This window comes from Stenotrophomonas sp. (genome assembly GCF_032103445.1).
In the GTDB taxonomy this organism is placed as follows: domain Bacteria; phylum Pseudomonadota; class Gammaproteobacteria; order Xanthomonadales; family Xanthomonadaceae; genus Stenotrophomonas.
Genome location: NZ_DAMDFR010000062.1, coordinates 1 through 25,910 on the forward strand (window position 1 = coordinate 1; position 25,910 = coordinate 25,910).

General features: G+C 66.7%; 17 protein-coding genes and 1 riboswitch. Of the genes, 8 read left to right on the forward strand and 9 right to left on the reverse strand.

Features of this window, described 5'->3' with window-relative positions; genetic code table 11:
- Positions 1-163 precede the first annotated feature (163 nt).
- The gene (locus tag RT551_RS17195) at positions 164-4,228 is read right to left on the reverse strand and encodes an autotransporter domain-containing protein (protein ID WP_313460831.1); all 4,065 of its coding nucleotides are present in this window, start codon (positions 4,226-4,228) and stop codon (positions 164-166) included.
- A gap of 235 nt (positions 4,229-4,463) precedes the next feature.
- Between RT551_RS17195 and glyA the strand changes: the two genes are divergently transcribed.
- From glyA to ribD, 3 genes are all read left to right on the forward strand, one after another.
- Positions 4,464-5,717 (forward strand): serine hydroxymethyltransferase, encoded by a 1,254-nt coding sequence (glyA, locus tag RT551_RS17200; protein ID WP_313460832.1) that lies wholly within the window; start codon positions 4,464-4,466, stop codon positions 5,715-5,717.
- Positions 5,718-5,857: 140 nt separating this feature from the next.
- Positions 5,858-6,379: a transcriptional regulator NrdR gene (gene nrdR / locus RT551_RS17205; RefSeq protein WP_282297956.1), complete on the forward strand. Its 522-nt coding sequence runs from the start codon at positions 5,858-5,860 to the stop codon at positions 6,377-6,379.
- Between the two features lie 46 nt (positions 6,380-6,425).
- Positions 6,426-7,508 (forward strand): bifunctional diaminohydroxyphosphoribosylaminopyrimidine deaminase/5-amino-6-(5-phosphoribosylamino)uracil reductase RibD, encoded by a 1,083-nt coding sequence (ribD, locus tag RT551_RS17210; RefSeq protein WP_313460857.1) that lies wholly within the window; start codon positions 6,426-6,428, stop codon positions 7,506-7,508.
- Positions 7,509-7,807: 299 nt separating this feature from the next.
- Here the strand turns inward: ribD and RT551_RS17215 are convergent, their stop codons facing one another.
- Positions 7,808-8,437, reverse strand: coding sequence for an outer membrane beta-barrel protein (locus RT551_RS17215; protein WP_313460835.1), 630 nt, complete (start codon positions 8,435-8,437; stop codon positions 7,808-7,810).
- A gap of 156 nt (positions 8,438-8,593) precedes the next feature.
- Positions 8,594-8,739: riboswitch (FMN riboswitch) on the forward strand.
- 79 nt (positions 8,740-8,818) lie between these two features.
- On the opposite strand from RT551_RS17215, the gene RT551_RS17220 reads away from it, so the two are divergent.
- The 5 genes from RT551_RS17220 (at position 8,819) to thiL (ending at position 12,628) form a co-directional block, all read left to right on the forward strand.
- Positions 8,819-9,415 carry a riboflavin synthase gene (locus RT551_RS17220; protein WP_313460837.1) on the forward strand — a complete coding sequence of 199 codons (597 nt, stop codon included), beginning with the start codon at positions 8,819-8,821 and terminating at the stop codon, positions 9,413-9,415.
- Positions 9,412-10,509 (forward strand): 3,4-dihydroxy-2-butanone-4-phosphate synthase, encoded by a 1,098-nt coding sequence (ribB, locus tag RT551_RS17225; RefSeq protein ID WP_313460839.1) that lies wholly within the window; start codon positions 9,412-9,414, stop codon positions 10,507-10,509. Before RT551_RS17220 ends, ribB begins: the two co-directional genes overlap by 4 nt.
- A gap of 202 nt (positions 10,510-10,711) precedes the next feature.
- Positions 10,712-11,179: a 6,7-dimethyl-8-ribityllumazine synthase gene (ribH, locus tag RT551_RS17230; protein ID WP_125359942.1), complete on the forward strand. Its 468-nt coding sequence runs from the start codon at positions 10,712-10,714 to the stop codon at positions 11,177-11,179.
- Positions 11,176-11,655, forward strand: a complete 480-nt coding sequence (gene nusB / locus RT551_RS17235) for a transcription antitermination factor NusB (protein WP_313460841.1) — start codon at positions 11,176-11,178, stop codon at positions 11,653-11,655. The genes ribH and nusB overlap by 4 nt, the downstream gene beginning before the upstream one ends.
- A gap of 13 nt (positions 11,656-11,668) precedes the next feature.
- Positions 11,669-12,628 carry a thiamine-phosphate kinase gene (thiL, locus tag RT551_RS17240; RefSeq protein ID WP_313460859.1) on the forward strand — a complete coding sequence of 320 codons (960 nt, stop codon included), beginning with the start codon at positions 11,669-11,671 and terminating at the stop codon, positions 12,626-12,628.
- Between the two features lie 10 nt (positions 12,629-12,638).
- Here the strand turns inward: thiL and RT551_RS17245 are convergent, their stop codons facing one another.
- The 7 genes from RT551_RS17245 to RT551_RS17275 form a co-directional block, all read right to left on the reverse strand.
- Positions 12,639-15,125, reverse strand: a complete 2,487-nt coding sequence (locus RT551_RS17245) for an autotransporter outer membrane beta-barrel domain-containing protein (protein ID WP_313460843.1) — start codon at positions 15,123-15,125, stop codon at positions 12,639-12,641.
- Between the two features lie 37 nt (positions 15,126-15,162).
- Complete coding sequence (locus RT551_RS17250) at positions 15,163-17,637, reverse strand: autotransporter outer membrane beta-barrel domain-containing protein (protein WP_313460845.1); 2,475 nt, start codon at positions 17,635-17,637, stop codon at positions 15,163-15,165.
- A gap of 70 nt (positions 17,638-17,707) precedes the next feature.
- On the reverse strand, positions 17,708-20,221 hold the full coding sequence (locus tag RT551_RS17255; protein ID WP_313460847.1) for an autotransporter outer membrane beta-barrel domain-containing protein: 2,514 nt from the start codon (positions 20,219-20,221) through the stop codon (positions 17,708-17,710).
- A gap of 187 nt (positions 20,222-20,408) precedes the next feature.
- Positions 20,409-22,919, reverse strand: a complete 2,511-nt coding sequence (locus tag RT551_RS17260) for an autotransporter outer membrane beta-barrel domain-containing protein (RefSeq protein WP_313460849.1) — start codon at positions 22,917-22,919, stop codon at positions 20,409-20,411.
- 91 nt (positions 22,920-23,010) lie between these two features.
- Complete coding sequence (locus RT551_RS17265) at positions 23,011-24,396, reverse strand: FAD-linked oxidase C-terminal domain-containing protein (protein ID WP_313460851.1); 1,386 nt, start codon at positions 24,394-24,396, stop codon at positions 23,011-23,013.
- Positions 24,396-24,773, reverse strand: a complete 378-nt coding sequence (locus RT551_RS17270; protein WP_313460853.1) for a YraN family protein — start codon at positions 24,771-24,773, stop codon at positions 24,396-24,398. The genes RT551_RS17265 and RT551_RS17270 overlap by 1 nt, the downstream gene beginning before the upstream one ends.
- Before the next feature lie 7 nt (positions 24,774-24,780).
- A partial coding sequence (locus RT551_RS17275; protein WP_313460855.1) for a penicillin-binding protein activator occupies positions 24,781-25,910 on the reverse strand: 1,130 nt, incomplete at its 5' end.

The following is a 25,910-nucleotide window of genomic DNA, read 5'->3' on the forward strand; positions in this document are numbered from 1 at the left end:
CTTACATGGACGTACTTGCAGCGTCCCCCGGAACGCCCGCCCCGACCCGCCAAACACGGGAACCGATGCCCACCGGCTGTTCGCCAGAATGCAAAAGGGGTGCCGGGCAAAGCCCGGCACCCCCACGTAGTACCTGCAATCGCAATTGCAGTTCGAGCAGGCGTTAGAACCCGACCGACCAGTCCAGCTGCGCGCCCAGCTCACGCTGGTCGCCGCCGCGACGGCCCTGCACCTGCAGCGACACGCGGCTGTTCGCCGACGGGCTGATGGCCACGCCCAGCTGTGCCAGCGCGGTGCTGCGAGCCAGCGGCGTGCCGGCGATGCTGAAATCGCGGGTGCCTGCCACGAAGCGGGCATCGGCCAGCGGCAGACGGTCGCCGTCGGCGTACTGCCAGCCCACCCGCGCGGTCAGCACTGCACGGTCACGCTGGCCGCCGCTGATGTCCCAGTCGGCCTTCAGCGCTGCCACACCCGTGCGGTAGTCACTGTCGGCGGAACCGATCACCAAGGCGCTTTCACCACCACGCTCCTGGCTGCCATCGCTGTCCAGATTCACCTGCGCCAGCTCGATTTCCGGGGTCAGCTGCAGGCGCGGTCCGCCGAACGTCCAGCCGGCACGCACGAACGCCGTGGTGCCCGTCGCGTCCTCACGTGCCACCAGCGTATCGCTCAGCGTGCTGCCCACCTGCGCGGTACGGGTGCTGTCGGTGCGGTAGTCCGCCCGGGTCACACCACCGCGCAGACGCAGGCCCTGCCACTGGTAGGCCGCATACACGCCGTACTCGGTGCTGTCGGTTTCCGCCTGGCCCGTACCACTGCGCAGACGCGTCTCCAGCCGCTGCTGACCTGCGGCCACGCCCAGTTCCAGCGCCTCGCCGACCTGCCAGCCGGCACCGGCCATCAGGCCGTCCTGCGACACGCGGGTGGCGGTATTGCTGGCGGTGGCGTCGGTGCGCTGCTGGCCACCACTGCCGGCCAGCCACACGCGCAGGCCCGGCGACACTTCGCCGCTGATCGCGCGGCCGTCCAGATGGCGGTCGATGCCGTCGTGCAGGAAGCGGTTCTGCAGCAGGGTGCCGCGATGGGCGGCATGCACTTCGCCGCTCAGGCTGTCGAACGCCGGCACCACCTGCGGGACTTCCAGGCGCACCACCGCGTCGTACACCGCGTTGCCTTCGCCCAGCGCTTCCACCGCACCGGCCACGGCCTGCTGGTTGGTGTTGACCACCACGTCCGGGAAGGCCAGCTCGATGTCCGGCATCGACACGTCGTTGCGCGCCATGGTCAGGTACACGTTGTTGGCGTCGTAGCTCAGGGTCGGGTCGAGGAAGGCCAGGTTGCTGGTCACGCCCGAGAACGTGCCCTCGACGCCGTCGTTGGCGGTCAGCAGGGTGTAGCGGGTCGAGGCCTGCCAGTCGCCCTCTGCAGCTACGGCGACGGTGCTGGCATTACCCAGCGAAGCGCTGCCTGCCACGTCGACATGGTCGCTGCGGCCGTCCGCGCTCAGGTCGACCTGGAAGATCGCGCTGGGATCGAAGCGCAGATCGCCGCTCAGCGTCATCGAACCGATCAGGCCATTCACGCGGCTGCCTGGCGACAGCGTGCTGCCACTCAGCAGGCTGACGCTGCCGAGGCGACCGTCGCCGGCCAGCAATGCCGAGTTTTCCAGCTGGGTCAGTCCGCCCAGCTGGCCTTCCACGGCCAGCATGCCGCCATTGACCACGGTGGTGCCGGCAAACCCGCTGCTGTCACCGGTCAGGGTCAGGAAGTGGCGACCCTGGCGCAGGGCACCGTCACCGCTGAACTGGCCGGCGTAGGTCAGCACACGGGTGGTGTCGATCTCGAAGGTCGCATCGCTGCCGATCTCGACGTTGCCGGCGGAAAGGCCCGATACGCGCAACGTCCCTCCTTCCACGCGGGTCGATGCGCCGAACGTGCTGCTGTTCAGGCTGAGCGTGCCGGCATCGCGCTTCACCAGCACGGCGTCGGAAGCACCGCTGGCGTTGGCCAGCGTTGCGCTCTCGCCGTCGGCCACCGCAATACCCACTTCGCCCTGCAGGTACACGGCGTTGTTCAGGCGCACGCCGTCGAAGAGCTCCATGGTGGTGCCGTCCGCGAGCTCGGTCACGCCGGTGCCCAGCGCCTGGCTGCCGGCAACGCGAAGCAAGCCTTCTTCCACGTGCAGACCGCCGGTCCACTGGCTGTTGTCCACGTCGGCGAGATTGAGGGCCGCGCTGCCGCTCTTCTGCAGCTGTCCGCTACCGCTCAGGATGCCGCGCAGCAGGATATCGCTGGTCGTATCCAGTCCCGAATCCGCCGTGATCGCGACGTTGCTGTCCACGCGCAGGCCGGTATCCGCCCACAGGGTGCCACCGGCCAGCTCGACCTGTCCCTCACCGGCGCCGGTGCTGATGGAGGCCGGCGTGCTGCCGCCCAGGATGAGCGTGGCATCCTGCCCGATCGTCAGGGTGCCGATGCTGTTGGCGGCGGTGGCCAGGTCGATGGAGCCAAGCACGGTTGCGCGCGCGCCATCGTCGACGACGAAGCGGCCGTTGACGATCTCGACGTTGCGCGTGGACAGATCTGCGACGCGCAGGGTGCCGCCTTCCACGCGGGTTGCACCAGCGAAGGTGTCACCGGCAAGCGCAAGGGTGCCGGCGTCACGCTTCACCAGGACGCTGTTGCTGGTGCCAGCCGTGCTGCCGGCAAGGGTCGCGCTGGCACCGTCGGCGACTTCAATCGCGACTTCACCCTGCAGCTGCACGCTGTTATCCAGCTGCACGGCGTGGGCCAGGCCCAGTGTCGTGCCGTCGGCCAGGCCGAGCACGCCGGTACCCACAGACTTGCTGCCAAACACCGAAACGCGGCCTTCATCCACCTGCAGGCCGCCGGTCCAGGCGCTGCTGTCCGCATCGAACAGCAGCAAGGTGCTGAGGCCGGTCTTGCGCAGCTGGCCGGCTCCGCTGAAGGTGCGATAGGCGCTGATGCCACTCTGGGTATCCAGCGTCGAATCGGCGCTGACCACCACGTCGCTCAGCAACATCAGTGCTGCGTTCGCACGCAGCGTACCTCCGGCCAGCTCGAACAGGCCCTGGCCGGTACCGGCAGAAATCTGCGAGGTGGTCGCTCCGCCCACGGCGAGCACCGCGCCGGGTCCGACCTTGATGGTGCCGCGGCTCGTACCGGCCATGGCCAGGTCGACCCGGCCGTTCACCGTGGCGACCGCACCATCATCGACCTGGAAGTGGCCGATACCGTTGATGCCAACCTTGAGCGCGCTGGTCTGGAAGGTGCTGTCCGCGCCGGAGATCAGGATCGAACCGTTGCCGTTGGCGTCAGAGCCCAGATTGAGGCCCGACCCGGCCGTTGCCGTTCCGCCCTGCAGGATGTGCGCGGTACCGGTGGAAGACTGGCCGATGTAGACGGACTCGGTGGTGGTCCAGGTGCTGCCGGCACCGCTGACCTCCATCAGGCCGGTTGCACCCGCGTTCTGGCCAACGAAGGAGGTGCGCGCCGAGACCGTGGCCCCGTCTTTCACCGTCACCGTACCGTTGCCGAAGTGGCCGACCATCAGGTTGCTGGCAGTGGTGTAGCTCGAATCGGGGCCGGTGACGTTGACCACGCCGACGCTTCCGACGCCGGATCCGATGTAGGAATCGATGTTGACGGCCAACCGCGCCCCGTCTTCGACGTCAACCAGGCCGCTGCCCCAGTGGCCCACGCCGATGGTTTGCAGTGCGGTCCAGCTGGAGCCGGCTCCGCTGATGCGAACGCGGCCATCGGCAGCCTGGGTCGACGCGTTCTGGACACCCGTGCCGATGTAGATGACCCGGGTGGTCAGCTGACCACCGCCCAGGATGTTGAGGTTGCCGCGACCGGTATCGCCGACGTGCAGGTGATTGGACTGTTCGCCGGTGGTCAGCACTTCGGCCGTGCGGCCGCTGTCGATGTAGGCGGCAGCCGAATTGCTGGTCGGCTCGCCTTGGGCCCAGTTGCCCGGCGTAGACCAGTGGGTGCCATTGCCGCCCAGCCATGCGTTCCAGCCTGGGTCTGCCGCCAGTGCGGCCGGAGCGGCGCAGCTCAGTGCGATCGCGGTGGAGAGCGCGGCCAGCTGCGGTGCGCGGCGGGCGACGGAAGACGAGACGGTGCTGCGACTGCGGGCGAATTCGGACACAACCTGCACGCACTTCAGCGCGTGGTTGAAGACCACGCGATACACATGATTCACAAGCCAACCCCTGTTTGAAAGAAACGATTCCCTGAGTTGGGGGTAACGGCCGCTGCCTGAACGACTTTAGGGTTCGAGATCGATTAATCTGAACAATTCAAGGAACGGTGTCCCAATTCAGCTATTTGGCCGGATATGCACAAGTGGGCGGTCCAGCCCTCCGGCACGGGCCAGCCCGGCCCGCCGGCCTTACAATGGAAGGCTGCCGTTCCCCTCACCCTGCCTGGAGTAAGCGATGTTCCCGCGTGACGTCCGCATCGAAACCTACGATCCCGAACTGGCCAAGGCCATGGCTGCTGAAGTCCAGCGCCAGGAAGACCACGTGGAGCTGATCGCCAGCGAGAACTACACCAGCCCGGCAGTGATGGAAGCCCAGGGCAGCCAGCTGACCAACAAGTACGCCGAAGGCTACCCGGGCAAGCGCTACTACGGTGGCTGCGAGTACGTGGACGTGGCCGAACAGCTGGCCATCGACCGCCTCAAGCAGCTGTTCGACGCCGATTACGCCAACGTGCAGCCGCACAGCGGTTCGCAGGCCAACCAGGCGGTGTACTTCGCCCTGCTGCAGCCGGGCGACACCATCCTGGGCATGAGCCTGGCGCACGGCGGTCACCTGACCCACGGGGCCAAGGTCAATGCCTCGGGCAAGATCTTCAACGCCGTGCAATACGGGGTGAACGAGCAGGGCCTGATCGACTATGACGAAGTCGAGCGTCTGGCCCTGGAGCACAAGCCGAAGATGGTCGTGGCCGGCTTCTCGGCCTATTCGCAGGTGATCGACTGGGCGCGCTTCCGCGCCATTGCCGACAAGGTCGGGGCCTTCCTGTTCGTCGACATGGCCCACGTGGCCGGCCTGATTGCCGCTGGCGTGTACCCGAGCCCGCTGCCGCACGCGCACGTGGTCACCTCCACCACCCACAAGACCCTGCGCGGTCCGCGCGGCGGCATCATCCTGGCCAAGGGTGCGGGCGAGGAGATCGAGAAGAAGCTGCAGTCGGTGGTGTTCCCGGGTATCCAGGGCGGTCCGCTGATGCACGTCATCGCGGCCAAGGCCGTGGCCTTCAAGGAAGCGCTGGAGCCGGGCTTCAAGACCTACCAGCAGCAGGTGGTGAAGAACGCCCAGGCGATGGCCACCACGCTGATCGCGCGTGGCTACAAGATCGTCTCCGGCGGCACCCAGAACCACCTGATGCTGGTCGACATGATCGGCAAGGACGTGTCCGGCAAGGACGCGGAAGCCGCGCTGGGCAAGGCCCACATCACCGTCAACAAGAACTCGGTGCCGAACGACCCGCGCTCGCCGTTCGTGACCTCGGGCCTGCGCCTGGGCACCCCGGCGGTGACCACCCGTGGCTACACCGAGCAGGACTGCGTGGAACTGGCCAACCTGATCGCCGACGTGCTGGACGCCCCGGCCGACGAGGCCGTCATCGCCCGCGTGCGAGATGCAGTCAGCGCGCAGTGCCGCAAGTACCCGGTCTACGGGTGATGCCAGGGCCGCCGGGTTCGCCCGGCGGCCTTCGCGGCAGGTGTGAAATACGCTGTGATTTGCTGTGAGCAGGGCTTCTCAGGTACCTTTGCGACGCTGCGGTGACCGCAGCATGACGTTTTTTCGATGCAAGGCGCTTCATGCACTGTCCGTTCTGCCAGCATGCTGATACCCGGGTGATTGACTCGCGCGTCTCTGAAGACGGCGCGACGATCCGGCGTAGGCGTGAGTGCGAGGCCTGCAACGAGCGCTTCAGCACGCTGGAAACCATCGAATTGAAGCTGCCGGCCATCGTCAAAAGCGACGGCAGCCGTGAAGCCTTCGACGCCCGCAAGCTGCGGGTCGGCTTTGACCGCGCGCTGCAGAAGCGGGCGGTGCCGGAAGAGAAGATCGAGCTCGCCGTGCGCGCGGTAATGCACCAGCTGCGCATGTGCGGTGAGCGCGAGATTCCATCGATCAAGGTCGGCGAGTTCGTGATGAACGAGCTGCGCAAGCTCGACCATGTGGCCTATGTGCGTTTTGCCTCGGTGTACCGCAGTTTCGAGGACGTCGCCGATTTCCGCGAGGAAATCGAGAAGCTCGAACGCGACCTGCCGGCCAGCACCGAGCAGCTGCAGCTGCTGGGCGATGTGATCGCCCTGACGAAGAAGAAGAAAGGCTGAACCCGACGTAGAGCGGGGCTTGCCCCGCTGCATTACCATCGTCGACATGACGTTCTCCTCGATAGACCACCTGCACATGGCCCGCGCATTGCGCCTGGCCGAGCGTGCCGCTTACACCACGCGCCCCAACCCGATGGTGGGCTGTGTCATCGCGCACGGCGAACGGGTCGTCGGCGAGGGCTGGCACCAGCGTGCCGGCGGCCCGCACGCGGAGATCCACGCCCTGCGCGCGGCCGGAGACACTGCCCGCGGTGCCACTGCCTACGTCACCCTGGAACCCTGTGCGCACTACGGCCGCACGCCGCCGTGCGCGCTGGCGTTGATCGAGGCCGGGGTAGGGCGGGTGGTAGCGGCGATGCGCGATCCGTTCCCCAAGGTTGACGGCGGCGGCTTCACTCTGCTGCGCGAAGCCGGGATCGAGGTCGCCGAAGGGCTGATGGCGACGCAGGCGCGCGAGCTGAATCACGGCTTCCTGTCGCGGATCGAGTGCGGCCGGCCCTGGCTTCGGGTCAAGCTGGCGGCCAGCCTGGACGGCCGGACCGCGATGGCCGACGGGTCGTCCAAGTGGATCACCGGACCTGCTGCGCGTGAAGACGTGCAGCACTGGCGCGCGCGTGCCGGGGCAATCCTGACCGGGGCCGGCACGGTGCTGGCCGATGATCCGCAGCTGACCGTCCGGTTGGCCGAATCCGACGTGCTGCCGCCGCTGCGGGTGGTGCTGGATGCGCGGCTGCGCACGCTGGCGCAGCGCCGGGTGCGCGAAGGTGATGCGGCCACGCTGTATCTGCATGGCGAAGACGTGCCAGCGCCGGCCGACACGGACGCGCAGTTCCAGGCCCTGCCGCTGCGTGACGGGCGCTTCGATCTGGCAGCGGTGATGGCGTTACTGGCCGAGCGGGAGATCAATGAGGTGCACACCGAAGCCGGAGCGACGTTGTCCGGTGCCTTGCTGCGTGCCGGTCTGGTCGACGAACTGCTGCTGTATCAAGCCCCCACGCTGTTGGGCGAACAAGGTCGCCCGCTGCTGGATGGGCTGGGCATCACGTCGATGGACCAGCAGCAGCGACTACGTGTGATCGATCAGCGCCAGGTCGGCGACGATCTGCGCCTGCTTCTGCGGCCCGCGTAAACCCCACTGGGGTCAACAACGCCATCGTCCTGCGCACGTAAAAATTCGTAGGTACCACGCCATGCGTGGTACCCGCGCGCAGCGCGGCGCAAGCGTCCGAAGACACATTCCGGACGACGCGGCGCATCTGCCGGCGTCGGAAAATGATCGAAGACCTGCGTCAGGCATTTATGACGCCGGAACGAAGTGCAGCCACGCAGGGCGTGGCTCTACGTTCCGGTTTGTCATCGTCCCACAAAAAAACGGGCCCCTTGCGGGGCCCGTTCGATCACAGCGCAGGGATAAACCCTGCTGCCCGATCAGAAACTTGCGCGCACGCCCACCGAGTACTGGGTGATGTCGTCGAAGTACTGCGCTTCGCCGACCAGACCCCAGGTCTGGGTGAAGTTGATCTGGCCACCCAGGGTGCCGATCCATTCGCCGTCCATGTCGCTGCCGTCGATGTAGCCAGCCTTCAGCCACGCTTCGGTGCGCTTGGAGGGCTTGCCACGCACGCCGAAAGCCGCACGGCCGGCATTGGTGTGGGCTTCATCGCGCTCGGAGAACTGGTCGTCCTTGTACTCCAGCTCATTGTTGATGCGCATCCAGGCGAGGTCGGCAGTGAAGTCCAGACGGTCGCTGATCGGCATGTGGTAGCCGATGCCCAGTTCCGGCTGCTCGATGGTGTTTTCGATGCTGTACGGGCCGAAGCTGTCTTCGTAGTGGTACTTCTTCGACACGGTGCTGTAACCGCCAAACACATAGACCTGCTCGGCAATCGCGAACGAACCGCGGATGTAGCCGCCGTCCAGCTTCGGGTTGCTGCCCGGCTGGCTGACCTGCAGCTGGGTCCAGCCGCCTTCAACGTAGGTGTAGCTGAGCGCATCGGCCGAAGCGGCGAGCGGGGCGGCAGCCAGCAGGGCGGCGGCCAGAACGAGAATCTTGCGCATGGCGGTTCCTTGGGAATGAGGTCCATTTCAGCCGGCCCCTCATGGGACGGCAGGTCGGCGATCATCGCCGCGGCGCGGAGTTTAACAAATATTTTACAGAAAGCGAGCGCTCAGCCTGGGCTGTTATAATCTCCGCGCCGGTCCGCCGGCATAATCAAACGTCTTCAGGGCGGGGTGCGATTCCCCACCGGCGGTAGGTGCGCAAGCACAAGCCCGCGAGCGCTTCCGGCCCCCGTCGGAAGGTCAGCAGATCCGGTCCAATGCCGGAGCCGACGGTATAGTCCGGATGAAAGAAGACGGTGCTCCAGGGCCTGCGATGGCCCTGTGCCCGCCTGTTTGCCTTGCGGCGTTTTTCGCTCACTTTTCGCGGAGAACGTTCCTTTGTTTACCGGAATCATCGAAGGCGTCGGCCATGTGGCCGCACGCGAATCTCTTGGCGGCGATGTCCGCTTTACCTTCAACGTCGGCAGCCTGCCGTTCGACCACGTCCAGCTGGGCGAAAGCATCGCCATCAACGGCGTGTGCCTGACCGTGATCGCCTTTGACGCGGTGTCCTTCCAGGCCGATGCCTCCACCGAGACCCTGGGGCTGACCACCCTGGGCCAACTCGCCGACGGCGCGATCATCAATCTGGAGCGGGCGATGCGCCCGACCGACCGGCTCGGTGGTCACCTGGTCAGCGGTCATGTCGATGGCCTGGGCGAAGTGGTCTCCATCCATGACGACGCCCGCGCCCAGCGCTGGCGCTTCGCCGCGCCGGCAGACCTGCTGCGCTATATCGCCAAGAAGGGCTCGATCTGCGTCGACGGGGTGAGCCTGACCGTCAACGAGGTTGATGACGCCGGCTTCGAGGTCGCGCTGATTCCGCACACTGTCGCCCATACCGCCTTCGCCACCGCCCGCGTCGGCACCGCGGTGAACCTGGAAATCGACCTGATCGCCCGTTATGTGGAGCGTCTGACCGGAGCACACGCATGAATTTCGCCCCCATTCCCGAGATTCTGGAAGACATCCGCCAGGGCCGCATGGTGGTCATCGTCGATGACGAAGACCGCGAGAACGAAGGCGACCTGATCATGGCCGCCGAGCTGGTCAAGCCGTCGGACATCAACTTCATGGTCACCCACGGGCGTGGCCTGGTGTGCCTGCCGCTGACCCGCGAACGCGCCGCCGACCTCGGCCTGGCGCCGATGGTCCAGGCCAATACCGCGCAGTTCCAGACCAACTTCACGGTCAGCATTGAAGCGGCCGAGGGCGTCACCACCGGCATTTCAGCCTACGACCGCGCCCACACCATCCGCACCGCCGTGAAGCCGGACGCCAAGCCGAGCGACCTGCACCAGCCCGGGCACATCTTCCCGCTGATCGCCCAGCCGGGCGGGGTGCTGACCCGTGCCGGCCATACCGAAGCCGGTGTGGACCTGGCGATGCTGGCCGGGCTGGAACCGGCCGGTGTGCTGGTGGAGATCCTCAACCCCGACGGCAGCATGGCGCGCCGCCCGGAACTGGAGGTGTTCGCCCGCGAGCACGGATTGAAGATCGGTTCCATCGCCGACCTGATCGCGTATCGCCTGGCCACCGAGAAGACCGTCGAGCGCGTTGACGAACGCGAGATCGAGACCGAGTTCGGTCCGTTCACCCTGGTCACCTACCGCGACCGCATCGCCCACGACGTGCACTTTGCGATGGTGCGCGGCACCGTCGATGCCGACCCGACCCTGGTCCGGGTGCAGGTGGAGAACCCGCTGGCCGACCTGCTGCACTGGCGGCGCGACGACTTCGGCGTGGCCGCCACCGACGCCCTGCGCGCCATTGCCGCCGCCGAGCGCGGGGTAATGGTGGTGCTGTCGGCCCCGCGCGACGGCCAGGCCCTGCTGGCCCGTCTGCGCCAGCAACCGCAGCCGGTGGCCCCGGGCAAGGACAAGGACGTCAGCCAGTGGCGGCGCAATGGTGCCGGTGCGCAGATCCTGTCCGACCTCGGCCTGGGCAAGCTGCGCGTGCTGGGCACTCCCCGCCGCCAGATCGGCCTGTCCGGCTACGGCCTGGAAGTCGTCGAGACGGTCACCCCGTGACCCCGGCCGCCGGACGTCGCCATCGGCGCTGATCTGGCCCCGTAGAGCCACGCCCTGCGTGGCTTCGCGGTGGTAGAGCCGGGCTTGCCCGGCTGCGCGACCCACCGTCAGCCGGGCAAGCCCGGCTCTACGCCCCATCATTCCCCGGGCTCCGCCCGGCCATACGCTAGAATATCCCTCCTTACCGGATTCCCCCTCGACCATGAGCCACTACGAAGGCGACCTCCGCACGCCGGAAACGGCCCGCTTCGCCATCCTCGCCAGCCGCTGGAACGCCCGCATCACCGACGTGCTGGTGGCCGGTGCCCGGCAGAGCCTGGCCGGCAACGGCATTGCTGAAGCCGACATCGACGTGATCCGCGTTCCGGGTGCCTGGGAGCTGCCGCTGGTGGCCGCTCGCCTGGCCGCGGCCCATGAACATGCCGCCATCATCACCCTGGGCTGCGTGATCCGTGGCGACACCCGCCATTATGAACACGTGGCCGACCGCTGCGCCGAAGGCCTGATGCGCGTGCAGCTGGACTTCGGCGTGCCGGTGCTGAACGGCGTGCTGGCGGTGGAACGTGCGGAAGATGCCGAGGCCCGTGCCGGCGGCAGCCATGGCAACAAGGGCGAGGAAGCCGCACTGGCGGCATTGGAAATGGTCAATCTTCTGGAGCAGTTGCCGTGAACAATAAATCCCCGGGCAAGCCGTCCGGCAAGCCGGTCCGCCGCGATGGCATCGACCCGGTGCTGCGCTCGCGCGCGCGCCGTCGCGCCCTGCAGGCCGTTTACGCCTGGCAGATCTCCGGCGGCAACGCACAGAGCCTGATTGCCCAGTTTGCTCACGAGCAGGCCCGCGAAATTGCCGATCTGGCCTATTTCGAGGCCCTGATCCACGGTGTGCTCGACCACCGTAAAGACCTGGACGAGGCATTGACCCCGTACCTCGACCGTGGCATCGAGGAAGTAGACGCGATCGAACGCGCCGCGCTGCGCGTGGCTGCCTATGAGCTGCGCTACCGCCTGGACGTGCCGTACCGCGTGGTGATCAACGAAGCCATCGAATCGGTCAAGCGGTTCGGCTCCGAGCACGGCCACACCTACGTCAACGGCGTGCTGGATCGCGCCGCCGTGGAATGGCGCAAGGTCGAAAACGGCGGCTGATCGCCCCATGGCGCTGGCCGAGTTCTCGCTGATCGACCGTATCCGCGCGCGCACCGCCGCGCGTGCGGACATCGCGCTCGGCATCGGCGACGACGCCGCGCTGCTGCAGCCGCAGGCCGGTCTGCAGCTCGTAGTGACCGCCGATACGCTCAACAGTGGTGTGCACTTTCCGCCGGAAACGCCGGCGGCGGATATCGGCTGGAAAACCCTGGCGGTCAATCTTTCCGATCTGGCCGCGATGGGCGCGCAGCCGGCGTGGTGCACGCTGGCGCTGTCATTACCAAACGCAGAAGAAGTCTGGGTCGATGGATTCGCCGACGGTTTCTTCGCACTGGCCGACACCCACGGCATCGTGCTGATTGGTGGCGACACCACGCGCGGGCCGCTGTCGTTGTCGGTCACCGCGATGGGGCAGGTAACCCCGGGCAGCGCGCTGCGTCGCGACGCTGCGCAGGTAGGCGATGACATCTGGGTCAGTGGTACGTTGGGCGATGCGGCGATTGCACTGCGCGCTTGGCAGGGCGGTACGCTCGATGTGCGTGGCCCGGCAGAAGATGCGCAGGTCGAACATCTGCGCCTGCGGCTGGCGCGGCCCACTCCGCGGGTCGCCCTGGGGCGCGCGCTGGTGGGCGTGGCGCATGCCGCTGTGGATGTTTCCGACGGCCTGCTGGCCGACCTTGGACATATCTGTGCGCGCAGCGGTGCCGGTGCGCGGATTGACCCCGCCTGCCTGCCGCTGTCGGCCGCAGCACGCGCACGGGTGGGCGACACCCATGCACGCGATGCCGCCCTGCGCGGCGGCGACGATTACGAATTGTGCTTCACCGCGCCGGCTGCAAAGCGCGCAGCGATTGAAGCTCTGGGTGAGCGGCTCGTACTACCGCTCACCCGCATCGGTGAGATGGTGCAGGGCCAGGGCGTCGTGGCCGATGGCAACGAACGCGGCACCGCCGGCTACGAACACTTCCTGTAAATCGCAATTCCTACCAGCGGTAACTGACGCCCACGCGAGCCCCCAGCTCGCGATAGCCCTCGCCACCCTGGCCGAGGTCGAATTCGCCCCACGCTGCCAGGCCTCCGCCAAACTGCGCCTGCCCACCGACGGCGAGGGTCGTCCACGTCTGCGGCCCGACTGCATTCTGCGTCTCGCCATCGAAACGGAATCCTCCCGCAGTACCGCGATGATGCGCATGGAGTTCCATGTAGGGCTTCAGATGCGCGCGGGCAGCAGCCACGTCACCTTCCAGGCGCAGCCCCAATCGCGTGGACAACCCACTGCCATCGATCTGCTCGACCAGGGTGCCGTTGTCTTCCACATGTGCGTCCATCGCCGCGCGGGTGTGGGTCACCTGTACCTGCGGCTGCACCTGCAGCGTCATGTTGCCGATCTGGCCGGCGCGGAACCGGTAGCCGGCCTCCAGCGCGCTCTGCCACAGCTGCGTGTCATACCGTTCAAGCGCAATGCCTTCGCCCTGCACGCGGTTGCTGAAGCGACCGTGCTGCACGGTTGCATCCAGGTACAGCGCGTCCCGTGCCCAATGTGCGTACAGTCCCACTGCTCCACCTTCCACTCGGCCTTCCGCCGCATAGCCAGTGACGCTGGAGCGCGCAGTGCTGTCGGCGCGACCGGCGGTCAGCATCGCCCCCAGTCGGCCCTGGCCGTGATCGAACGCGCCGATGTCCGCGCCCACCTGCAGGCGTTGCTGGCGTGAGCGCAGCGTCTGTTGCCCGGTCACCTGCATGCGCTGCTCGCTGTTCCCGGTCGTGGCCCAGGTGCGCAGACCTTCCACGGCTTCGGCCGCGATCATCCGCTCGCGTGCTCGCTGCTGCAACAGTTCGCTGCTGGCGAACTGGTTGGCCAGGTAGACCCCGGTTTCCGGGCGCAGCACAGGCTGCGGAAGCCCGGGGTTGCCCGTGTCCGGATCTTCGATGTCGGGATCCTCGATATCCGGGTCCTCGATATCGGGATCTTCAATATCCGGACCCTCCGGGTAGATCGGCTCCACCGGCAGGGTGATCTCGCACTGCGGCAGCTGCGGGTTCTGCAGGCATTCGTGCGGGGTTTCCGGCTGCTCTTCCAGCTGCGAGCGCAGGTACCAGTTGCCGTTGAAATCATCCTTGACCAGGAAATACTCATACTGCCCGCCGACCGCACGGCCCAGCAGAGTGAAATCCGCGCCGGAGTCGCCCCCGATGGTGATCAGCTCGATGCCCTGATCGGTCTGTGCGCCTTGGCCACCTGCATTTCTGACCACCACATTGGCACGACCATCCGCATCGCCCTCGATCACCAGCGTGTCGGTGCGGGCACCGTCGCCCTCCAGCACGGTGTTGAAGACCAGGGTGCTGTCGTGGCTGCTGAACGAATCCACATAAAGCGTATTGAACGTGTTGCCGTCACCCAGCTGGACCTGCGCCCCGTCAACGAGCGAGAGGTGACTGACGACGCTGTCGCCGGTCAGGGTCCAGCGTCCTTCATCAATGAAGACATGGTCGACCTGGTGCATGCGGCCGGCCAGATGCGCACCGTACTCCAGGTAAACATGAACGTCAGCGTCGACCGCGGAGTCGTCAACCGTGATGTTCCCCTCCAGCTCGGTCCTGTCGACCAGGAAATTGACGCGGCTCCAACTCGCCGCGGGAGTGTCCATCCCCCTGTCGCTGACCAGCAACAGATTGCCATCGCCACCGTGCAGGCTGGAGCCATTGCTCACCTTGATGATGTAGCTGTTGTTTGCCCTGCCGGGAGCCACTTCGATGGCGGGCCCGCGTCCGGACTGCACGTGCGATCCGTCGATATCGAGTTCGATGGGGTTATGCAGATCCAGCGTTCCATAAAGCACGACGCCGACGTTGGCGGCGGTGATCGACGAGTTGCCGGTCAAGCGCACCGTACCCGCCGACTGGCGGATCCCCACGCCGGAGTGGAAGTGCTCCTTGGCCGGGTTGTCGACTACGGTGATGCTGGAGCCGAACAGCCAGGCCGACGCACGCTCACCCTGGCTGATGGCGATGCCCACCGTGTCCAGACTGGCGAAACCCTGCGCGTTCTCGTCAATGACGATGCGGCTGCCGCTCAGGTTGGCCTCGGACGAACCGCGGATGGCGATGCCGCCGTTGTAGATATGCGAGTTCATCGCATCCAGCAGAGAGTTTCCGGTCAGCAGGATGGACACCGTGTCGAAGGCACTGGTGCGGGCCACTGAGCCACCATGCAGCATGATCCCGCTGTTCTCAGCGGTGATTCCCAGCGTATGGCCATTGCGGACATTCAACTGCGCTTCGTTGCGCAGCTCCCACATTTCTGGGTCATCGCCATGGAAGACGTCCTCGGTGACGCCATCCAGTTCGCGCGCCATCAGCCCCAGCGGGGCCAGGCCAGTGAGGGCGAGGGCGATGCCGCAGGCCAGCGGCTGCAGCGGGGTGGGGCGACGGCGGTCAGTGCGGCCGGCGGGGTGAGCGTGTGTCATGTAATTTGTTTTTCAGAAGTGTAGTGATGTGCTGTGCTTACCAGTGCCAGGCAGCGCCGATGCGGGCGGCGGTGTCGCGGTAGTGGTCTCCGCCGCGGCTGGCCGCCAGCTCGCCCCAGGCCGAGAAGCCCTCGCCCAGCCGCAGCTGACTGCCGACATTGAGTTCGGCGCGCTCGCGCGGCAGGCCGCCCAGCACCGTTTCACCATCGAAGACCATCCCGGCGTTGCGGCTGTCGTGGTAGCCGTTGATGGTCATGTACGAAGCGAATTGGCTGCTGCCGACCACGGCATCACCCTGCAGGCGCAGGCCGACGCGGGTGGACAGGCCGCTGGCCCCGATGCTGCGCACCACGGTGCCGTTGGACTCGACATGGGTGTCGGTCGCGGCATCGGTGTAGCTCAGCTGCATCTGCGGCTGCAGATGCAGCGCCAGACCGCCGATGCGGCCCAGGTCAATGCGGTAGCCCGCTTCGATGGCGCTCTGCCAGGCACGGCTGTCATAGCGCTCAGCCTGCAGCCCTTCGCCGTGCACGGTGTTGCGGAAGCGACCGTGCTGCACGGAAGCGTCCAGATACAGCGCGTCGTTCGACCAGTGTGCGTACATGCCCAGCGCCCCGCCTTCGACGGTGCCTTCGGCGCGGTAGCCGGTGGCGGTCGAGCGCACGCGGGCGTCGGCCTTGCCGGCGCTCAGCATCGCGCCGACGCGCCCTTGGCCGCCGTCGAATACGCCGAAATCGGCCCCGACCAGCAGTCGCTGGCGGTTGGATTCGACGCGCTGCTGGCCGGTCAGCTGCTGCCGGCTTTCGGCGATATCGGTCGCCGCCCATGTGCGCAGGCCATCGTCTGCGCGGCGCGCACGCATGCGGGTCTGCGCGTCATGCTGAAGGAGCTGGTCCATGGCGGCCTGATTGGCCAGATACGCCCCGGTTTCAGGACGCAGCACCGGCTGCGGAATATCGGGTTTGCCCGTGTCGGCATCCTCGATATCCGGGTCCTCAATGTCCGGATCCTCAATATCCGGACCGTCCGGATCAATCGGCTCGACCGGCAAGGTGATCTCGCACTGCGGCAGGGTCGGGTCCTGCAGGCACTCGTGCGGCGGTTCCGGCTGCTCGTCCTGCTGTGAACGCAGGTACCAGCTGCCATCCTCGCCCTTGACCAGGAAGTACTCATATTGCCCGCCGACCGCGCGGCCCTGCAGCGTGAACCGCGCATCGGAAGCGCCATCAATACGGATCAGCTGGATGCCCTGGTGGGTCTTTCCGCCCTGGCCACCGGCATTGAGCACACTTACTCGTGCTTCACCGCTGGCATCGCCGGTCACCACCAGGCGGTCGGTCTGTGAGCTGTCGTCGCCGAGCACCGAGTTGAAGATCAGCTCGCCTTGGCGACCCTCAAAGTTGTCCACCGTCAGGGTATTGAAGGTGCCGTCCTGGCCGAGGCCCAGCTTCACCGACGCTGTGCCACTGACCTGGAGGTGGCGCACCGTGCTGTCGCCGGTCAGGTGCCAGCGTGCATCGTTGATGAGGCCAACGAAGTTCACGTTCTCGAAGCGGCCCAGCAGGTAGGCTTCGTTCATCAACGACACATCCAGCTTGCCGGTCACAGTGGTGGGGTCGAAGATCACATCGCCCGCGATGACGGAGCCGTCCACGGTGAACCGCACCACGGTGGCACCGCTGGCATGGCTGCCCGGCAATCCGCCGACCCGCAGTGCGGTGCCGTTGCCGGCGCGCAGGGTGGAGCCGTTGGCCACCGTGATCTGATAGTCATGGCTGGCGGTGTCGTTGGGTGCGACCTGCAGTGCGGCACCGCGACGTGTTTCGATGTCAGCGTCATCCAGGCTCAACAACAGCAGGCTTCCATCCGCCTTCATGCCGCGCAGGAGCACTCCCACGTTGTCGGCCACGATCTTCGTGCCCCGCCGCAGTGCCACGGTGCCAGCACCCTGACGGATGCCGATGCCCGAACTGAAATCATCTTTCGCGGCGTTGTCTTCCACCGTGATCAACGTGCCGAACAGCGTGAGGCTGGGATTTCGTTCATCCGGGTTGCCGACCAGTTCAATGCCGATGGTGTCCAGACGTCCGAATCCAGCTGCGTCGCTGCGCAGGCGGATCTCGCTGTCGCGGAGGGCGGCACGCGAGTCGCCGCCCAGCAGGATGCCGCCGTGCTGGATGAGGCTGCGCTCGGCGATCAGTGAGGAATCGCCCAGCAGTTGCACCGAATGCGTGTCGTCCTGGCCGTCGCGGGCAACCACGGCGTCAGCCAGCCGCACCCGGCTGTCAGTCGCCATGATTCCCAGTGTGCGGCCTCTGCTGACTTCCAGTCGTGCCTCATTGGTCAGTTGCCAGCTTTCCGGAATGTCGTCCTGGCCGACATACGCGTCCTCGCCGTTCAGCTCGCGAGCCATCAGCGGCGTTGTAGTGAGGCCGGCCAGCGCCAGTACGATGCCGCAGGCGGCCGGGCGCAGCGCGGGAACGGCCGAGCCGGCCGTGTGTGTGTTCTTCATCAGGTTCCTTGAAAGGGGAAGGGCAGACACGACAACGCCGGGCAGTGCCCGGCGTTGTCCTGTTCAACAGTTACCAGCGGTACGCCGCTCCGATGCGTGCGGCGGTATCGCGGTAGCGATCGTCGCCGTGGCTGGCTCCGATCTCACCCCATGCCGACAAGCCGCTGCCCAGCCGCAGCTGACCGCCGACCTTCAGTTCGGCACGCTGGCGCGGCAGGCCGCCCAGCACCGTTTCACCATCGAAGGCCATCCCGGCGTTGCGGCTGTCGCGGTAGCCGTTCACGGTGACGTATGGCGCGAACGCGGTACTGCCGGTGCTCATCTCGCCCTGCAGACGCAGGCCGAGGCGGGTGGACAGGCCACTGGCCCCGGCACTGCGCACCACGGTGCCATTGGACTCGACGTGGGCGTCGGTCGCGGCATCGGTGTAGCTCAACTGCAGCTGCGGCTGCAGGTTCAGCGCCAGACCGCCGATGCGGCCCAGGTCAACGCGATAGCCCGCTTCGATGGCGCTCTGCCAGGCGCGGCTGTCATAGCGCTCGGCCTGCAGTCCTTCACCGTGCACGGTGTTGCGGAAACGGCCGTGCTGCACCGAGGCGTCCAGGTACAGCGTGTCGTTGGACCAGTGGGCATACGCACCCACGGCACCGCCTTCCACGGTCGCTTCGGCGCGGTAGCCGGTGACGGTCGAGCGCACGGTGGCGTCGGCCTTGCCGGCGCTCAGCATCGCGCCGACGCGGCCCTGGCCGCGGTCGAACACGCCGATGTCGGCCCCGACCTGCAGGCGCTGGCGGGTGGATTTGAAGCGCTGCTGGCCGGTCAGGTGCTGGCGGCTCTCGGCGATATCGGTTGCCGCCCAGGTGCGGATGCCGTCCTCTGCACGACCAGAACCCATGCGGGTCTGTGCGCTGTGCTGCAGCAAGTGGTCCATGGCCTGCTGGTTGGCCAGGTAGGCCCCGGTTTCGGGACGCAGCACCGGCTGCGGAACCGACGGTTCTTCCGGGTCGGGGTTCTCGGGATCCGGATTCTCGGGATCCGGGTTCTCCGGGTCGGGATTCTCCGGGTCCGGGTTTTCCGGATCCGGATTCTCCGGATCAATCGGCTCTACCGGCAGGGTGATCTCGCACTGCGGCAGGGTCGGGTCCTGCAGGCATTCGTGCGGGGTTTCCGGCTGCTCGTCCAGCTGCGAGCGCAGGTACCAGTTGCCGTCGTTGCCCTTGATCAGGAAGTACTCGTACTGACCGCCGACCGCGCGACCCAGCAGGTCGAACTCGGCGTTGGAGTTGCCGCCAATGGTGATCAGTTCAATGCCCTTGTCGGTCTGTGCGCCTTGGCCGCCCGCGTTTCGCACGACTACATCGGCCTGGCCGTTGGCATCGCCGCTAATGACCAGCTTGTCGGTGGCGGATTCATCGCCGTTCAGTACGGTGTTGAAGATGATGTCGCCGCCACTGCCGTTGAAGGTGTCCAGGGACAGCGTGTTGAACTGGCCGCTGCCGGCGTTGTCACCCAGCACCACATTGCCGACCGCGCCGAGCTCCAGGTGCCCAAGCGTGCTGTCACCGGTGAGCGTCCAGCTGCTGCCGGTGCCGATGCTGGCGGCGGTGACGTTGTTGAAGATGCCCTTCAGGTGTGCGTTGGCCTGCAGTGCAACGTCGACGCGACCACTCATCCTGCTGTCGTCGAAGGTGATGTTGCCTTCCAGCGTGCTGTTGGAGACGCTGAAGTTGACCTGGCTGTTGCCGGTCGTCTGCAGGCCGTTGAAGGAGCGGACCAACAGCAGATTGCCGTCGCCGCCGGTGAGCGTGGAACCCTCGCTGACGCGGATGTCCACGGTGTTGTCAGCGTCATCCTGTGCAACCACCTCGATTGCCGCGCCGCGGCCGGACGTGATGTGCGACCCATCCAGGTGCACACGGAAGTCGTGCGCGAGTGTCTGCTGGCTGTGCACGATGACGCCGGCGTTGGCAGCGCTGATCGCCGAGCCGTTCTTCATTTCGATGCCGCCCGCGCGCAGATAGGCACCGATGCCCGAGCTGTAGGGGGCTTGATCGGCGCGGTCAGCGACGCTGACGGTGGAGTTGTCCAGCAGCACACTCGGGTTACCGGTTGCACCCGGGGCCTGGATGACGATGCCGTAGGCCACAAACGAGTTGTCGCCCATGCCCGGTGCGGAGGCATCAATCAGAATCGAGCTGTTGGTCAGCGTGCCGTGTCCGGTGCCGTTCACCATCAGGCCACCGCCGACGAGTCGGGTGCCGTTTACGAAGCCCTGCGAACTGCGCAGTTCCAGCGCGTGAGCGAGCCCGACGGCCTCGTCGCGGGTGACCAGCGCGTTGTTCAGCTCGACACGGCTGTCCATGGCCATGATGGTCTTTGTGCTGCCGCCATTGACGGTCAGCTCGGCTCCGTTTGTCAGGCTCCAGTCTTCGACCGGGGCGTTTTCATCGATGGTTTCGCTCTCGTTGTCCAGATTTCGGGCTAATGCGCTGGTCGTCGACAGGGTCGTCAGGGCCAACAGCACGCCGCAGGTGAGCGGGCGCAGGGCCGGTCGGCGGCGGGGAGTGCCGTCGTGGTGGGTCATTGCAGTGTTCCTTGGGGGAGAGGAATCCCGCAGCGTGCGGTGACGCGCGCACACGAGCTGACGCTGCGAGGGCGCGCAGTTTCAGATTTTTCCTACCCCATCCCAATGCAACTAGTTTCAAAACCGCATCATGCGACGTGATGCGGTGACAGCGCCGGAAGGGTTCCGGCGCTGTCGTTTTCGGCCTTTACCAACGGTAAGTTGCACCGATGCGCGCGGCGGTGTCGCGGTAGCGATCATCACCGTGGCTGGCACCGACCTCACCCCAGGCGGTGAGGCCGATTCCCAGCTGCAGTTGGCCACCGAGGTTGAGTTCGGCGCGCTCGCGCGGCAGGCCGCCCCGCACCGTGTCGCCGTCGAAAACCACGGCGGCGTGGCGGCTGTCGCGGTAGCCGCTGAGGGTCACGTAGGGAGCAAAGTGCATTCCCGCCGTCGTCGCCTCGCCCTGCAGACGCAGGCCGACGCGGGTGGACAGGCCACTGGCCCCCGTACCGCGCACTACGGTGCCATTGGACTCGACGTGCGCGACGGTAGAGGCGTCGATGTAGCTCAGCTGCAACTGCGGCTGAAGATTCAGCGCCAAGCCACCGATGCGGCCCAGATCGAAGCGGTAGCCGGCTTCAATGGCGCTCTGCCAGGCACGGCTGTTGTAGCGTTCAGCCTGCAGACCCTCGCCGTGCACGGTGTTACGGAAGCGGCCGTGCTGCATGGAAGCATCCAGATACAGCGCATCGTTCGACCAGTGTGCGTACACGCCCAGTGCACCGCCCTCGACGGTGCCCTCGGCGCGGTAACCGGTGACCGTCGAACGCACGGTAGCGTCGGCCTTGCCGGCGCTCAGCATCGCGCCCACGCGGCCTTGGCCACCGTCGAACACGCCGATGTCGGCCCCCACCTGCAGGCGCTGACGGGTGGACGCGAAGCGCTGCTGGCCGGTCAGCTGCTGGCGGCTTTCGGCGACGTCGGTCACCGCCCAGGTGCGGATGCCGTCATCGGCCATGGCGCGGCCCATGCGGGTCTGCACACTGTGCTGCAGCAGCTGGTCCATGGCGGCCTGGTTGGCCAGGTACGCGCCGGTTTCCGGGCGCAGCACCGGTTGCGGAACGGGGGGCTTCTCCGGGTCCGGGTTGTCGGGATCAGGGTTCCCGGTATCGGGGTCTTCGACGTCCGGATCTTCGATATCCGGATCTTCCGGATCAATTGGTTCCACCGGCAGGGTGATCTCGCATTGCGGCAGGGTCGGATCCTGCAGACACTCATGCGGCGTCTCCGGCTGTTCCTCCAGCTGCGAGCGCAGGTACCAGTTGCCGTTGTCGCCCCTCACCAGGAAGTACTCGTACTGCCCGCCGACCGCACGACCCAGCAGGTCGAACCCGGCGTTGGATGCGCCACCGATGCTGATCAGTTCAATGCCGGTTTCGGTCTGCGCCCCTTGGCCGCCTGCATTGCGCACGATCACGCCCGCCTGGCCCGTGGCATCGCCGCTGATGATGAGTCTGTCGGTTGCGGAGTCATCACCGTTCAGCACGGTGTTGAAGGTGATGTTGCCGCCGCTGCCGTCGAAGGTGTCGAGCGTCAGAGTGTTGAACTGACCATTGGGGGCATCGCTGCCTAGTTCGACCATGCCGGACTCCCCCAGTTCCAGATGCCCGACGCTGCTGTCACCCGTAAGTTGCCACGTGCTGTGGGTGTCGATTGCGGCCGAGGTGACATTGCTGAACATTCCCTTCAACCCGGCGCGGTTCTGCAGTACCACATCGACACGTCCCTTCATCAGGCTGTCGTCAAACACCACGTCGCCTTCCAGCGCGCTGTTGGATACGGTGAAGTTCACCTGGTTGTCACCGAAGGCGACACTGTTCCTGTAGGCGTGAACCCGCAGCAGGGTGCCGTCGCCCGGCTTGATGGTGGAACCATTGGCGACGGTCACGTTGAAGATCGCGTTGGCATTCCCCGATGCGGCGAACTCGATTCCGGAAGCGCGACCTGACTGGATGTGTGAGCGATCCAGCTCCAGGTTGACAGGGTGATCGCGTCCCGCCCCGACCACGACCACCCCCACATTGGCGGCGTCCATCATGGAGTCATTGCGCAGGGTCAGGGTACCCGCCGTCATGTAGGCACCGACACCGGAGCCGTAGGGATCCTGGTCGGCGCGGTCGGCCACGGTGATCCACGAATTGTCCAGCACCACACTCGGGTTCGCAATCGCGCCAATGCCGCCGTCATTGATGCTGAGGCCCCAGGCCGGGCGGGCGTTGGTGTCAAACCCGGGAGCACTACTGCGTACTTCGATGTGGCTGTTGGTCAGGGTGGCACTCGAACGGCCCGCTACCCAGACACCGCCATCCACGAAGTGGCTGTTGGTCGCGATGGCGTCGCTGCTGCCCAGTACTTCCATCGCGTAGGCCGACATCGGGTTGGGGCCGTCATTGCGGATGACCGTGGCACCGGACAGCATCAGCGCGCTGGTATCGTTCACGCTGATCGTATGCGTGGTGGCGCCGTGCACCTGCAGGGTCGCGCCATTGATCAGCCGCCACGCTTCAACGGCATGGTCCTGGTCGATGCTGATGTGCTCGTTGTTCAGTTCGCGCGCCTGTAACCCGTCCAGCGGGCCGGCGGCAAGGGCGAACAGAATGCTGCAGGCCAGCGGCCGCAGGGCAGGGCGGCGATGGGCACCGTTGGGAGTAGGCATGGTAGGGGTCTGGGGCTGTCGGAAATGGCCGCCACCATCCCGGACCGGCGCACCTGGCACCATGCAACAAATTGCAACTATTCCCAGATGTTCAGCTGGGCGGCAGCACCTTGCCGGGGTTCAGAATGCCGTCCGGGTCCAGTGCCTGCTTGATCGCCCGCATCGTCGCCAAGGTGGCAGGGCTGAACGCCTGGGCCATGAAATCGCGCTTGGCCAGGCCGATGCCGTGTTCGCCGGACAACGTTCCGCCCAGCGCCAGGGTCAGTTCGAAGACCTTCGGCAGCGCGGCATGCGCACGTGCGTTTTCGTCTGCGTCATCCGGGTGATACAGGATGTTGACGTGCAGGTTGCCGTTGCCGGCATGACCAAAGGTGACGATGACCAGATTGTGCTCGCGCGCCAATGCCTGCACGCCGGCGACCAGGTCCGGAATGCGCGAGACCGGTACCACCACGTCTTCATTGATCTTGCCCGGGGCGATGCTCTTCAGCGCCGGCGACAGCGCCTTGCGCGCGGCCCACAGCGCTTCACGTGCACTGCCTTCCATCGCCACGTCCAGCGCCAGCATGCCGTCACCCTCGGCGGCATCGGCCAGCGCCTGCAGCAGATAGGGCAGGGTGTCGTGGTCGCCATCGGCCTCGACCAGCAGCATCGCGCCGGCCTCGGGCACCTCGGCCCCGTTTCGGCGCAGCAGTTCCAGGCTGCGCGCATCCATGAACTCCAGCCGGGTCGGGACCACCGGTTGCGCCATCAATCGAGAGACCGCCGCAGCGGCCGCATCCGCATCGCGGTACAGCACGCGCAGGCCGGCCTGGGTCACTGGCCGCGGCGTGAGCTTCAAGGTGGCTTCGACGATGATCGCCAGCGTGCCTTCGCTGCCCACCAGCAGGTGGGTGAGGTCGTAGCCGGTGGCATCCTTGGTATAGGCCCCGCCACATTGAATCAGCTCGCCGGCACCGGTGACAGCAACCAAGCCGAGCACGTTGTCGCGGCTGGTGCCGTATTTCACCGCGCGCGGGCCGCCGGCGTTGCAGGCCAGGTTGCCGCCGATGCTGCAGATGTCGGCGCTGGACGGATCCGGGGCCCAGAACAGGCCGTGCGGAGCCAGCGCATGCTGCAGATCGCCGTTGAGCACGCCGGGTTCGACCACCGCACAGCGGTTGCCGGGCTGGATGTCCACAATGCGGTTCATGCGTGCGAGCGACAGCACGATGCTGCCGTTTACCGGCACCGCCGCACCGGTGGTGCCGGTGCCGGCACCGCGTGCCACGATCGGTACGCCATGCGCACGGCAGGCGCGCACGATCGCCACCACCTGTTCGCGGTCGGTGGGCAGTGCCACCCCGGACGGCAGCGCATGCCGCCACGAGTTGTCCTGCGCGTTCGCCTCCAGCGCCGCAGCATCGGCGCGCCAGCCGTCCGCGCCCAGCAGCGCACCAAGTTCAGCAGAAAAAGCAGCAGGCAAAGAAGCGTTCATCAGGAAAATCCACAATCCTCCAGCCGGAACGCCGCACGCAGCCATTTCAGCTGCACCGGCATCCCACTGGCATCGATCACATCAAACCGGCACGGTCGTTTCGCCAGCGCCGGGTGCCGCTGCAGGTACAACTGCGCCGCCAGCACCACTTTGCGCCGCTTGCGCAGATCCACCGAGGCCGCACCGCCACCAAACCGGTCATCGGCGCGATAGCGCACTTCCACGAACACCGTGGTGTCACCGTCGCGCATCACCAGATCCAGCTCGCCACCTTTGAACCGCACGTTGCGTGCCAGCAGTTGCAGCCCGGCTTCGCGCAGGTGCACCAGCGCGGCGGCTTCCACCGCCGCACCACGCTGCGCCCGTGCGCTGGTCACGCGCGGCTCAGTTGGCGACCGGCATCGGACGACCACCGCTGAAAGTGGACCATGCCGGCACCCGCAGCACGTTGCCGTTGCTGTCCAGGAACAGCGTGCCGGTGGCACCGGCCAAGCCGCCTTCATTGGCCACCTTGTCCAGATACGCGCTGATCTTCCACGCGTCGAAGCCGAACGCGAACAGGCGACCGGCCGCACCGCGCGCGGTGGGCAGGATCTGACCCGCGGTCGCGGCTGACGGCAGGCCGGCCACGCCGCGCACGTTCCAGGCTTCGTTCGGATAGACGATGCCGTCCAGCGCCATGTCTTCTTCAGGCTTGCCGGTGCCCAGCGTCAGCTGCGAGGTGCCGACGCGGCTGGCACCGCCGGCACCGGCCAGGGCCAGCTGCGGAGCCAGCTGGCGCGCCTGCGGGGCCTTCACCGCCAGCAGCACGCCATCGACCGCACCGGCGGCGCGGATCTGCGCGCCGATGTCGCCCACGGTTTCGTTGATGCCGATGGTCGCCACGACCTGCCCGCCACGCTGGCTGAAACGCTCGCGGAAGGCGGCAGCGGTACGGCGGCCGTTGTCGTCATTGCTGTGCAGCACCAGCACCTTGCTGCGCTCGCGGCCGCGCAGGTACTCGGCGGCGATGATGCCGTCGTCTTCCGGGGCCAGCGAGAAGCCGGCGCTGCCGGCCGGGGGGCTGCTCTTGCCACGGTTCAGCGCCAGCACCGGCACCGGCAGTTCGGTGCGGCCGAACACCGCGTCCACTTCATCGCGGCCCAGCGGCCCCACCACGAAGTCGACACCGGCCACGATGGCTTTGTCATAGGCGGCGATCGCACCGGCCGGGGTACCGGCGGTGTCAATGAACTGGATGTCCGGGCGGCGGCGGGTTTCACCGTAGTAGCCACTGAGCAGGCCGTCGCGGACCGGCTGCGCGGCGGTGGCAAGGCGGCCGCTGAGCGGCAGCAGCACCGCCATCTTCACCGGCGGACGGTAGCCGTCGCTGAGCGCCGGCGGGCGCTTGCTGGTGTCGAACTGGGCCACGCCGTCGCGATCAAACGGGCGCGGCAACGGGAGGCCGCGGGCAATCAGCGCGCGGCCGGCAAAGTTGTACAGCGGCTCGTTGGCCGGCAGTGCGGCGGCGCGGG